We start from the raw sequence: 13320 nt of genomic DNA, 5'->3' as shown, positions 1-13320 counted from the left end.
AATCATTCTGATTTAACAAAACCCCGCTTGTATGACTTTACAAGCGGGGTTTTGTTCGGTGCTAAAACTGTGACGATTATAAGCCTGCTTCTTTTTCGGCAGCTTCGACAGTTTGACGGATGAGCGTATTGATGGTCATTGGACCGACACCGCCTGGCACTGGAGTGTAAGCAGAAGCGACAGCTTCGATACCATCCAATTCAATATCCCCACAGCCGCCTTCATCAGTTGGGTGGAACCCTGCATCCACGGCAACGGCACCTTGCTTGATCCATGATTTTTTGATCAATTCAGGTACACCAACAGCACCAACAATAATATCAGCTGAAGCGACATACTCAGCTAAGTTTTTGGTGCGTGAATGGCAGATCGTTACAGTGCAGTTGGCATTTAATAGCATCATCGCCATCGGCTTACCCAAGATGGCGCTGCGCCCCACGACAACCGCATGTTTGCCTTCAAGTTCAATACCATAATGTGTCAACAGATGCATGATGCCCTGTGGTGTGCATGAACCATAAGCAGGCTCACCCATTGACATACGCCCAAAGCCTAAGCAAGTGACGCCATCGACATCTTTATCCAAGCTGATGCGGTCAAAGCACGCTCGCTCATCAATCTGAGCTGGCACAGGATGCTGCAATAAAATGCCATGCACATCTGGGTTGGCATTTAGCTCATCAATCTTAGCAAGCAGCTCATCGGTCGTCGTGCTTTCAGGCATCTCGACACGGATACTATCCATCCCGACGCGCTGGCAAGCATTACCCTTCATGCGCACATAGGTCGCTGATGCTGGATCATCGCCCACCAAAATTGTTGCCAAAATCGGTGTTCGCCCTGTCTTTTGTTTTAATGTCTCAACACGCGCTGACAGGTCGCTTTCGATGCTTTTTGCCAATGCTTTGCCGTCTAGTACAGTTGCCATAACTTTGCCTTTATTAGTGATCATCAAGTGCTACCGTGCTTTATGGTGCGCTACCAATCAATAAGCACGCCAAGTGATTTGTTTGCTAAAGTGAATAAATCAGGATAAATTATAGTCAATTTGGCTTAATTTTACCAGTCAATTTGGCATCAATTATCTCAAAATCAACCGCACCGTCTTTCATGGTTGCAGTCACTTTCACGCCTTCTTTATCTTGCGTTAGATCGCCAAACAAGATCAGCTGTGATAGCGGTTTTTTGAGCAGCTCTTGAATAATTCTTGCCATAGGTCTTGCACCCATCAGGCGATCATAACCTTTGTCAGCCAAATACAAGCGCACCTCATCATCCACAGACAAGACGATATTTTTGTCAAGCAGCTGACCTTGCAATTCGGTGATAAACTTATCAACCACATCGCCAATCACCTCCGGCGGCAGCGGCGCAAAATTCACTGTGGCATCCAAGCGGTTACGAAACTCAGGGCTAAATGTACGCTGTATGGCGTCTTGATTATCGCTATGATGATCTTGCTGGGTAAACCCCATCGATCGGCGACTGATACTATCTGCCCCGACATTGGTTGTCATAATCAAAATCACCTGCTTAAATGACACCGAGCGTCCATTATTATCTGTCAATGTGCCATGATCCATCACTTGAAGCAGTAAATTAAAGACATCACTGTGGGCTTTTTCAAGTTCGTCCAAAAGTAGCACACAGTGCGGATTTTGCTGAATTTTTTCGGTCAATAAACCGCCTTGATCATACCCCACATATCCAGGCGGCGCACCGATCAGCCGTGATGCCGTATGTGCCTCCATGTATTCGCTCATATCAAAGCGTACCAAAGGCACACCAAGCAAATAAGCCAACTGACGGCTAATCTCTGTCTTACCGACACCAGTAGGACCTGAAAACAAAAATGAACCAATGGGCTTGTCAGGATGGGTCAATCCTGAGCGTGCAAGCAAAATTGCATCAACAAGTGTATCAACGGCTTGGTCTTGACCGAAAACCATCTGCTTTAGATTAGCATTTAAATTTTTTAAAATATTTTTATCATCACTGGTGACAGACTTGGGTGGAATGCGCGCGATTTTTGCGACCACTTGCTCTATGATATCGACATCTACCTGGATGGGTGATGGGCTATTTTGGGTGTCTGCTTGATCATCACGACAAGCTTTATCATGATGCAAGCGGACAAATGAGCCTGCCTCATCGATCACATCGATGGCTTTATCGGGCAAAAATCTTTCATGAATATGCTTGACAGATAATTTAACAGCCGCCTCAATGGCATCCTCGGTGTAAGTCACGCCATGAAAATCTTCATAATACCCTTTTAATCCTTGTAAAATGGCGATTGTATCAGGTACCGAAGGCTCTTTGATGTCTATTTTTTGAAAACGCCGAGATAGTGCATGATCTTTTTCAAAAACTTGGCGATACTCAGCAAATGTTGTAGAACCAATTGAGCGAATATGCCCCTTGGCAAGTGCAGGTTTGATGAGATTTGATACATCCATGCTACTGTCCATGGACGCACCTGCCCCAATAATCATATGAATCTCATCAATAAATAAAATTCCCTCTGGTGTATCTTTTAGCTCGTCAATCAAATCTTTCATGCGTGCCTCAAACTCACCACGAAACTTCGTACCTGCAATCAGTGCACCCATATCTAGGCTGTAAATCGTAGCATTGGCAAGCGGTTTTGGTGCCTTGCCGTTCACAATCAGCCAAGCCAAACCCTCAGCAATGGCTGTTTTACCAACACCAGGATCACCAACCAAAAGCGGGTTATTTTTGCGGCGGCGGCACAGGATTTGGACGGTGCGTTCAATTTCATCTACTCGCCCAACCAAAGGATCGGTTTTACCTTGCTTCGCTTGCTCATTAAGATTTAAAGTATAAGCATCCAGCGGATTTTGCTTGGGCTTTGTCGATTGATTGGCAAGTGACTCATCGACATCGCCATAAGCATCATGTGCAGAACGCTGATGAATCGAAATTGCACGAGTAACCGATAAAATATCCACGCCACAAGACTGGATCAACTCATTGGCATAACTGCGTTCTTCTTTAAAAATTGCGACAAGTGTATCAATGGGTTTGACCAGCTGCTGGGTTTGGCTGGCTTGGACTTGCCAAATCGCACGCTGCATCACACGATTTAGGCTTTTGGTTGGTAATGGGTCGACGCCTTCACGCTTGGGCATGAAATCTTTAAGATATTGCTTGATACTTGATAAAATAAATTCGCTGTCAGCACCACACTCCTCAAGTACTCTGACGGTAAAAGCATCTTTTAATAAACCCATCAACAAATGCTCAACGCTGATAAATTGATGTGAATGCTGTTTGGCGAACTTCAGCATAAACTCTTGAATCGTTAACAATTCAGGACTTAGCATAATAATCCTTATCATAAAATCTAAAAATTAGGCAGGCTCAATTGTCGTAAGTAACGGATAAGACTCTTGTTCTGCCAATGCTGTCACTTCATCCACCTTCATCTCAGCTAAGTCATAAGGCAACAAGGCAACCACTGCTTGCCCTGACTCATGAATCTGCATCATCAGCTGATACGCCTTATCAATATTGTGCTCAAAAATCTCAACAAGCACATAAACCACAAAATCCATGGTCGTATAATTATCATTATGCATGATCACCGCGTATAGCTTGGGCTGCTTGACTTGGGTTTTGGTTTGGGTGATGACATCGGTCTCTGACTGATGGTCAGAAGATGATTCAAAGTCTTGAACCGCTTTTATCAAAAAATCACTGCCGCACTGCTTCATCATATCGTATTACTGCTCAAAATTTCAATTTTGGTTAATATAAAACAGGCGAAAGCCACTGCCTCGCCTGTATTTGTGATAAAAAGTACCCATAAATTATTGCGTGCTTTTTTTAATTGGTCGGTGGCTTGAATTTGACATTTGTGCCAATGAAGGCGGTGCATTGTTGATGATTTTGCCAATTTGCCAGTTATACAACTGCTGAACTTTTTGATTGCCAGCGACCAGCTCAAGCTTCATTTGCTTCGGCTCAAAGCCGTCAGGCATGATAAATCGACCACGAATATTTGCCACACCACGAATATCATAGCTTGATGGCTCAAGCGGTATCTCAACCATACTGGTTTCGTTTAGTAAAGTCAATTTAGGAATCATCTTAACGGCTTTTCCAGAAATATCAAGCATGGATACATCAAAGCGATATTCAAAGGTATCATTTGGTAAAGCAATGATTTCTGATGCCATGATAGATAATGCCACACCGCCCTGCTCGGCAACTGCAGTTTTTAGTAGCTCATTGACCTGCTCAAGTTGTAAATTGGTGGTCTTTAGATTGTCATAATCTGTACGCAGATTATTTAGTGTCGATCGACTAATATCACGCTCTTGGATGGCAGTTGTCATCTCCTGCTTTAGCCGCACATTTTCAGCGGTAAGCTCGCTGACATTTGCCACCGCTTCATTATTTGTGGCAACAGCGCGCTCAACGCTATGCACACCTTGACGATAGCCAAATTTATAGCCAATCACAGCGACAATCAATGCAGAAACAGCAAGCGCAATCAAAAACAATGCCAAAATCTGATTGGTCGAACCGCGCTGCTTTTTAAAATGAGTGGAAAGGGTTGAATTCGGCATAGAAAACCTGACATTAATTGGTCAATCAAAATATCGCTATTATAACAAACATTGTACAAATAAGAATAATTATTTTTTATCAGCCAAAGACACTCAAACCTACTACCAAGAAGATACCTGAGCTTAGCTGACGGATCTGTCTGACTGAGCTTCGCGGGGCATGAGCTGTACACGCTTTAGTCGCATGGCATTTAAAAGTACCGAGATTGAACTTAGCGCCATCGCAGCGGCTGCCATCATGGGATTAAGTAGCCCGATTGCGGCTAATGGAATGCCGATACAGTTATAGACCAGTGCAAAAAAGAAATTTTGCTTGATATTGGTTAAGGTCATACGCGCAATACGATAAGCATAAAAAACATGGCTCAGCGATTCACCCAACAGTCGCGCCGATGCGGTATGCTTAGCCACATCAGTCGCGCCGCCGACCGCAAAACTGGCGTGCGCAGCTGCCATCGCTGGTGCATCATTGACACCATCACCGACCATCGCCACTGTTTTGCCTTGGCTTTTTAATGTCTCAATGGCGGACAGCTTATCTCGCGGCGACATTTGCCCAAAGGCGGCGGTAATGCCAAGCTGATTTGCAACGCCATCCACCACCGATTGGCGATCGCCGCTCATTAAATAAGTCTCGATCCCATCATGATGAATGCGGCTGATGATGCTGTGCGCGTCTGCCTTTAGTGTATCGCTCAGACCAAAGATCGCCATCGGCACATCATCGACAGCCAGTCCAACCAAGCTTGCATCCATCCAATGATCCTCTGTCTGCCATGACGCCAAGCCAATGAATTTGGGCGTGCCGACTTTTAGCCATCCGATGCCATCGATATATCCTATCAGCCCTTGGCCGGTGGTACTTTGGATATCAGATACTTCATATAAAGGTAAATTTTTATCTTTGGCAGCTTCCACTAAGGCATTTGCCAAAGGGTGACTGGCATACTGCTCTATGCTTGCTGTCAACCCAAGCGCCTGCTCTTCGCTCATCTTATCGCTTAGGCTTTGGATTTTTTGGACACTTGGACGACCCAAAGTCAGCGTGCCTGTTTTATCAAAAATGATGCTATCAATGCTACCAGCAGACTCAAGGCTGACGGCATCTTTGAACCATACGCCATGGCGTGCTGCCGTGCCCATGCCTGCCATAATCGCAGCAGGTGTTGCAAGTCCAAGTGCACAAGGGCAAGCAATCACAAGCACAGCAACTCCGCGCATTAATGCGATATCAAAATCTGCACCAAGTAGATAATTGACCAAAAAACTCACCATCGCCAATGCCACCACCACCGGCACAAAGACAGCCGCAACTTTATCGGCAAATCTGGCAATATCTGCCTTAGTGCCTTGGGCATCTTGGAGTGCTGACATCATATCGCCAAGCTGGGTTTTTGCGCCTGTTGCGGCGGCTTGATATTCTATTGAGCCATCGGATAAGACGCTGCCTGCATATACCATATCGCCGATATGCTTATCAATGAGTAAGCTTTCGCCCGTCAGATGAGATTCATTACACACACCAAAGCCGCTTTTTACCACACCATCTACGGCGATCTTATCCCCCGTATTAGCCAGTAGCACATCACCAACATTAATATGATCAATGTTGGTTTTGACCCATTGACCATCGATACGGCGATTGACTTCTGTGGGAATCAGCTGCGTCAAAAGACCTAGGCTGTTTAGGCTTTGTGTTTTGGTTCGATGCTCAAGATATTTACCAAGCCTAACAAATGCAATGACCATCACCGATGCTTCAAAATATACCATATGCATGGCGTGCAAATCGGTCAGCCATACATAACTTGAATACGCCCAAATTGCTGTTGTACCAAGTGCGACCAAGACATCCATATTAGCAAGCCCGCCCCTAATGCTCGCCCAAGCACCCAAATAAAAGCGTGCACCGAACACAACTTGCACCACACTTGCCAAGACAAACTGAATCCATACAGGCATCATGAGCGCATGTGATCCAAATATCATACCAAGCATACCCACCCAAAACGGCAATGACAGTCCCCAAAGGATTATCAAATCCCAAGGCATCTGTTGCTGCTCTTGGCGATCTGCCATCGGCACAGCCTCAAAGCCTGCCTTTGCCACCCAAGCCATCACCTCATCACGATTGGCCTGATTGGCATCATAAGAGATCTGTAATACCTCTGTTGCAAAATTGACTGTCGCTTGATGAATGGCGGACTTTTTGCTCAGTACTTTTTCGATGCGTGTGGCACACGATTGGCAAGTCATGCCACTGATGGCAAATTGCTCAGTAATTTCATGCACTTGCTCAGGGGAAAAATGACGATTTGGTGATTTATTTGACATAAGATACTCACTTTTAGCTGCTGATAGTCAATAATATAATAGGGTCAAACTGTGCTTAATACAAGCGTAAAACAGTTGGTTTCTTAAGCTATCTATACATTTGCATAATCTTTCAAAAGCGAATACAATACCCAAAACTCATCATAGGAAAAAGTATGACGACCATCAGTGCCCAAGCCTTAGCTCAGTTTTGTGACAACTATCTTAATGCTCATGAGTTCCAAGACTACTGCCCAAATGGATTGCAAGTCGATGCAGGCAGACCCATTGAACGGATTATTACTGGAGTAACTGCTTGCCAAGCCTTAATCGATCAAGCAATCCAAGCCAAAGCACAGGCGATCTTGGTGCATCATGGATATTTTTGGAAAGGTGAAGATCAGCCTTTGGTGGGCATGAAGGGCGTGCGTGTGCGTAAACTTATGCAAAATGGCATTTCATTGATTGCTTATCACCTGCCACTTGACGCCCATCCTGACATTGGCAATAATCGCACCTTGGCTGATATGCTTGATTTGACGATTACGGGCGCATTGTATCCTGACCAAAAGCACCCGATTGGTAATGTGGCAACCACAAACCCTATTTTGGCGTCCGAATTTGCCGATAAAATTACCAAAGTTTTAGGACGCACGCCCTTACATATTGCCGCCACCGATGGCGATCGTCTACTAAATAAAATCGCCCTATGCACAGGCGGCGCACAAGATATGATTGAGCAAGCGGCAACTATGGGCTGTGATGCGTTTATTTCAGGTGAAATTTCTGAACGCACAACACACATGGCGCGTGAGCTTGGTGTGGATTATTTTGCTGCAGGTCATCATGCCACAGAGCGTGGCGGTGTGATTCGACTCGGTGAGGTCATCAATCAACAATTGGGCATTGATGTGGCGTTTATTGATATTGATAATCCTGCGTGACTGACATTTTACACCAAATTCATCATACATTACCCAAATATTCCGATAAAATAGCATCATATCAACGGTTATTTTTTGATGATAAGCATCGCCATTCTGCCGATTGCGGGGCGATTGGTGTGCGTTTGCAGACGGTACGAGTAATATTTTGGCGATAAATAACTGCATGGCACGGTATCATTTAGCACTGTTATGCCGAATTTTTCAAGCTGTAACCGAGCCAAGCTCTTGATATCAAGATATGCCTTACCACAGTTATTAGAAGGTTTGATTAGCATATCAAACAGCACCTGCCTATCAAGTAAGACAAGTTTATTTGTTACCACCTCATCAATGATATGCTCAGCTAAGTGCTGATCCACTTCATACGCCGGCAGTGAGATACACGCACCGATGACAGCAAATAGCTTGGAAGAAGTTGGCATCAAAGCGACTGTTTTGGCGATTACGCCATTGGTCAGCCCTTGCCACCCTGCATGAATACAGGCGACCGCACCGCCATTTTTTTCAAATATCGCTATAGGCACACAATCTGCCGTCATAATCGCCAGTGCTGTCTTAGCACGCTGAGTGATCAAGGCATCTGCCAAGCTTAGCGACTGTGATCTTGGCTGATCAACATCAATCACAACATTACCATGGACTTGATTTAGCCAGTGGATTTGATTAGCACCTGCCTGCTCATACAGCCAAGCAAGTAGCCTTGCCCGTCGATTCAGCACCCAAGATGGCACATCATTGACATGAAGTGCCATATTAAATTTGCCATAAAGTGCCAATTGATTATCGTCATGACCTGTCAGCTGATCGGCTTTATCAGACACGCCAGTGTGAGTCTGTATAACCATCACATCATCATTTTGATAAAGAATATCCAAAGGCAGCGTCATATTTTCATTGGGCATCATCGTTTAAGATCTCAATCAGCTGCTGCATATCTTTAGGTAGCGGTGCATGAAATTTCATCGCCTCGCCAGTAATAGGATGAATAAAACCCAGCATGTATGCATGAAGCGCCTGCCTACCAAAATCCAAAATTGTGCGTCTTTGCCTGTCGGATAAACCTGCACGCGGTGATGTGCCATAGACAGGATCGCCGACCAGCGGATGACCAACATAAGACAGATGCACGCGTATTTGATGCGTTCTACCTGTTTTTAGATGAACATCCAAAAGACTGTAACGCTCATGCAAATACTTGGCATTGACAATGTGCGTTAAAGCAGGCTTGCCCGTTTGTTTCACTGCCATCTTAGTCCGATGGGTGCTATGCCGACCAATGGGCGCATCAATTTGAGCATGGCGAAGCACTTCGTGCACTGCACCCAAAGCAATACATTGATAATGACGGTAGACAGTTTTATCCTTTAGCTGATCAATCAAAGATAGCTGAGCTGATTTTGTGCGTGCAATGACAAGCAGCCCCGTTGTGTCTTTGTCAATGCGATGCACCAAGCCTGCTCGTGGCAAGTGTGCCTGATTCGGAAAGTGATACAGCAGTGCATTCACCAAAGTACCCGTACGATTACCAGCACCAGGATGCACCACCATACCCGCAGGCTTATTAATGATAATCACTGCCTCATCTTCATAAATAATATCAATATCAATATTTTCAGGCAAATCCTCTGAATGAGACTGATGGACAGCTTCTAGCTTTAAGACATCACCCACTTTGACCGCATATTTTGGCTTAACCACCTTGCCATTAACCGTCAATTGACCTTCATTGATGAATTTTTTTAAATTTGCGCGTGAAAAATTCCCAAAAATATCCGCACAAAGCTTATCAAGCCTAACGCCAATTTGCTCAGTACTGACACTATGCATCAGATGAATTTGGGTCGGTGTTTGGCTGACCGTCTCATCTGTATCAATCAGATCATCAGCATCACCATCCTCATCTATGCCGCAGTCAGGTGCCTGATCTGCCAAGTTATTCATCAATTCGTCATGATTCATAATAAAGCCTAAGAGTAAATTTAGACCACTTTAGCATATTTTATCAAATTTGATAAGATAGGCTGCTGATATATCGACGCATTTTTACTTTTATCCAAAATATCTAAATTGACTGGTCTTACTCATTATCCAAGCGATTTTTTGAATGGGTTTTGTGTGTTTATACAGCCAATAGACATTCATTGTCAGACCCATAAAAACATGCTAAACTAGCCCAAATTTAGACCAATTCATGAGAATTCCTATGAAATCACAAAATAAGCTGATTGCCGCCATGATGGCAGCAACTTTGACTGTTACAGGCTGCCAAAGCGTGAACGGACTGTTTGACCGCAAGGCTGATACCGTAGAGACTGCTGAAAAAACAGATGCTGCATATTATCAACAGGCCAGTGAAGCACTTGATAAAAATCAAAATCGTAACGCCATTGAAGCACTAAATAACATCCGAACCTTTTATCCGACAGGTCAATATGCACAGCAGGCACTGCTAGATCTGATTTATGCCCAATACAAAGCCAATGATTTTGAAGCAGTTCTCCAAAGCACAGAAGAATTTATTCGCCTATATCCAAATAGCCGCTCGGTGCACTATGCACTGTATGTGCAAGGTGTTACTCATATGGGCGGCGCTCCCAAAGCTTCGCGTTTATTTAGATTTGATCAGTCTCAGCGTGATGTAACCTATCTACGCCTAGCTTTCCAAGATTTTCAACGCCTACTTAATAACTATCCAAACAGTCCATATGCTGCCGATGCCGCCCAGCGCATGATTGCGATTTATAATGACTTTGCTGAGCACGAATTGGTGGCGGCGCGTTGGTATGTCAAACGTGATGCGATGGTCGCTGCCGCTAACCGAGCTAAGTGGGTATTTCAATATTATCCACAGTCCACAGGTGTACCCGAAGCCATCGCCATCTTGGCTTATACCAATCAAGAACTTGGCTTGACTGAGACTGCCAACCAGTACAAGCAGCTGCTGCAAATTAACTATCCGAAATATCTCAATCAAGATGGCTCAGTGCGCCTAAATGATACGAGTGCTAAGACGCGTACACAGAAGGTATTATCAGCTCTAAGCTTTGGGCGTTTGGGTCGTGTAAGCGAAAACCTTGACAGCTATCAAGGTCAATATAATGGCGCAACACGCACCCAAATCATCAGCCAAGCAGGCGCCATTAGCTTACCTGCCACAACCCAAGTCCCAGAAGACATTCCTACAGCTGGCGGCACAAGTCGTCGTCCTGCCATCAGTCTGGATCTGCCAGCTGCAGAGGCAGAAGCTGGGCATCTGAATGAAGTACCGCGCTAATGCCAGTATTTAAGTAAGTTATCATTTGTTAATTATAATCTGTTAATTATAATCTCAGGCGGTGTATGACCGCCTGAGATTATTGCATCAATTGGAATTTCGGACATGAATATCCCCGAGTCCATCATCGAGCAGCTCAATAGCCAAGCTGACTTGGTGGGGATGATTGGCAAACATACCACGCTCAAAGCAGCAGGCCGCGAGTACAAAGGCTGTTGCCCCTTTCATGGTGAAAAAACGCCATCGTTTTATGTCAATCCTGAGACCAACTTATATTATTGCTTTGGCTGTCATGCTAAGGGCAATCCGATCACTTTTTTAAAAGAATTTGAGCGGATGAGCTTTATTGAATCGGTCAAATACTTGTCCGAACAAACGGGCATCGAGCTGCCCAAAGATGACGCTTACCAAAAAAAATTCAAATACAAAAAAACCACCAAGACTCAGGGTGCCAAGCCGCCCACTCAACCTTCGCCAGATGCGAACATCGCCCAACATACTGCCGAGCAGCAGCCTGACATACTCCCATCACCGACGACCGACTGGACAAATGATTTATCGGCATACGATACTTATTTTGGTTTAGATGATTCCCATCAACCCTGTTACAACGAACCTTATGACACTCAAGCGCCCGTCTTGACTCAGCCGCCAAGCGAAGCACAAGGCGATTTGTACACACTATTAAATGCAGTGCATGACTACTATCAGTTCATGCTCGGTAGCTTTGCTTTTGCAAAACAGTATTTTTTAGATCGTGGTCTTAGCGAAGAGACCATCCAAACCTTTAGTCTAGGATATGCACCCGAAGGTTGGCAGCACCTTGAACAAGTTTTCCCCCAAGACATCGAAGGCTTGAAAATATTAGGCTTGGTTCGAGAATCCTCCAAGGGTAATGGAAGAAACTTTTGCCTGCTGCGTCATCGGGTGATTTTCCCCATTCGCGATAACCAAGGGCGCGTTGTGGGTTTTGCAGGGCGAAGCCTAGGAGATGAAAATCCAAAATATATCAACTCAAGCGAATCGCCAGTTTTTCAAAAGCAGCACATTTTGTATGGTCTGTATGAATCGCGCAGACAAAAAGCCAAAGACTACTTACTGGTTGAGGGTTATATGGATGTCATCGCCTTATACCAAGCAGGGATTTATGGGGCGGTAGCGCCTATGGGTACTGCCGCTAACGAAAAGCAAATCGAGCGACTTTTACGCTATAACAATCAGCTTACCTTATGTTTTGATGGTGATAGCGCAGGGCAGCGTGCAGCTTGGCGCACACTAGAAATTGCCGCACCTGTCTTAAGTGATGGTCGCGAGCTTAAGTTTTTGACTTTGCCCGATAATCATGATCCTGACACTTACCTAAAATCTCATGGCGCAGCTGCGATGCGTGATGCCATCGAAGGCGCGGTGAGTCTGTCGGATTATATTTATGGCGTTTTGGCAAGTCAATACGACCTGACTCGTCCTGAATCTAAAGCGCAAGCCATGGCGACACTTAGGCAGCTGACCGAACTGCTGCCAAAAGGCTCTAGCTTAAAATGGTGGCTAAATGGCGATATTTATCAAAAATTAAAAGCGGTGGGCAAGGGAGGACGGTTTAGCCCAAAGGTTGATTTAATCAATTATAGTCGCCGCGATGAAGCCGATGCGATCACTGAAATCGGGCTACATCTGATCCATACCCCCATTTTGCTCAAATCCGATCCTTTGGCATTTGTGATCGAGCATTCAGGTATGGCACAGGCACACATGCCACTATCAAATCATCTTGAGCGTCAAGAAATTGACTTACCCAAGCTGCCAAATTGGGCAAGTTTTAAAAGTCCATTATTAGATGAAATCATCGCGACCATCAGCGCATTACCAGACGAAATCCTACAAGATAGCGCCGAAACGGCTCAAAGCTGTGCGTATTTCATCATCGCTGCTTTGAGCGATGTCAATAAAAGTCAAATACAGCTGCACTGGCAAAGATTTATCCAATCTTGGTCTAATCAAGATCTCAAAGCCATCACGCCAGTATTTTATGGACTGATTTGCACCGCCTTAAAAGACATTCTGCTCAAGCAACAAACTAACAGTAAAAATTTGATTTTATCAGAAGTTTATAAAAGACGCTTACAAGCATTGGTTCATTGGGATAATATCCATAATAAATCAAAATTGGCAGAAATTTTGACCAAATAACCCA

The 13320-nt window shown here is 44.7% G+C and carries 10 protein-coding genes; 3 read left to right on the top strand and 7 right to left on the bottom strand.

Annotation, left to right across the window (positions count from 1 at the left end; all coding sequences use genetic code 11):
* Positions 1-76 precede the first annotated feature (76 nt).
* From folD to AO382_RS02150, 5 genes are all read right to left on the bottom strand, one after another.
* Positions 77-928: a bifunctional methylenetetrahydrofolate dehydrogenase/methenyltetrahydrofolate cyclohydrolase FolD gene (gene folD / locus AO382_RS02170; protein WP_064617754.1), complete on the bottom strand. Its 852-nt coding sequence runs from the start codon at positions 926-928 to the stop codon at positions 77-79.
* Positions 929-1043: 115 nt separating this feature from the next.
* Positions 1044-3347: an AAA family ATPase gene (locus tag AO382_RS02165; protein WP_064617751.1), complete on the bottom strand. Its 2304-nt coding sequence runs from the start codon at positions 3345-3347 to the stop codon at positions 1044-1046.
* A 27-nt stretch (positions 3348-3374) separates the two neighbouring features.
* Positions 3375-3740 carry an ATP-dependent Clp protease adaptor ClpS gene (locus AO382_RS02160; protein ID WP_064611873.1) on the bottom strand — a complete coding sequence of 122 codons (366 nt, stop codon included), beginning with the start codon at positions 3738-3740 and terminating at the stop codon, positions 3375-3377.
* A 93-nt stretch (positions 3741-3833) separates the two neighbouring features.
* On the bottom strand, positions 3834-4595 hold the full coding sequence (locus AO382_RS02155; RefSeq protein WP_064611872.1) for a hypothetical protein: 762 nt from the start codon (positions 4593-4595) through the stop codon (positions 3834-3836).
* Positions 4596-4718: 123 nt separating this feature from the next.
* Positions 4719-6929, bottom strand: a complete 2211-nt coding sequence (locus AO382_RS02150; protein ID WP_064617749.1) for a heavy metal translocating P-type ATPase — start codon at positions 6927-6929, stop codon at positions 4719-4721.
* Between the two features lie 155 nt (positions 6930-7084).
* Here AO382_RS02150 and AO382_RS02145 point away from each other — a divergent pair, with 155 nt between their 5' ends.
* Entirely contained in the window at positions 7085-7852 is a 768-nt protein-coding gene (locus tag AO382_RS02145) for a Nif3-like dinuclear metal center hexameric protein (protein ID WP_064617747.1), read from the top strand.
* 68 nt (positions 7853-7920) lie between these two features.
* Here the strand turns inward: AO382_RS02145 and AO382_RS02140 are convergent, their stop codons facing one another.
* Together AO382_RS02140 and rluD are read right to left on the bottom strand one after the other, a co-directional pair.
* Positions 7921-8760: a polyphenol oxidase family protein gene (locus AO382_RS02140; RefSeq protein ID WP_064617745.1), complete on the bottom strand. Its 840-nt coding sequence runs from the start codon at positions 8758-8760 to the stop codon at positions 7921-7923.
* Complete coding sequence (gene rluD / locus AO382_RS02135; protein WP_064617743.1) at positions 8747-9814, bottom strand: 23S rRNA pseudouridine(1911/1915/1917) synthase RluD; 1068 nt, start codon at positions 9812-9814, stop codon at positions 8747-8749. Before rluD ends, AO382_RS02140 begins: the two co-directional genes overlap by 14 nt.
* Positions 9815-10058: 244 nt before the next feature.
* Here rluD and AO382_RS02130 point away from each other — a divergent pair, with 244 nt between their 5' ends.
* Positions 10059-11129: an outer membrane protein assembly factor BamD gene (locus AO382_RS02130; RefSeq protein WP_064617741.1), complete on the top strand. Its 1071-nt coding sequence runs from the start codon at positions 10059-10061 to the stop codon at positions 11127-11129.
* A 105-nt stretch (positions 11130-11234) separates the two neighbouring features.
* Complete coding sequence (locus tag AO382_RS02125; RefSeq protein WP_064617739.1) at positions 11235-13316, top strand: DNA primase; 2082 nt, start codon at positions 11235-11237, stop codon at positions 13314-13316.
* The last annotated feature ends 4 nt before the right edge of the window (positions 13317-13320 follow it).

The organism is Moraxella catarrhalis (assembly GCF_001656295.1).
GTDB classification, from domain to species: domain Bacteria; phylum Pseudomonadota; class Gammaproteobacteria; order Pseudomonadales; family Moraxellaceae; genus Moraxella; species Moraxella veridica.
The sequence above is the reverse complement of the archived record's forward strand: the minus strand, read 5'-3'. Positions and strand labels throughout refer to the sequence as shown.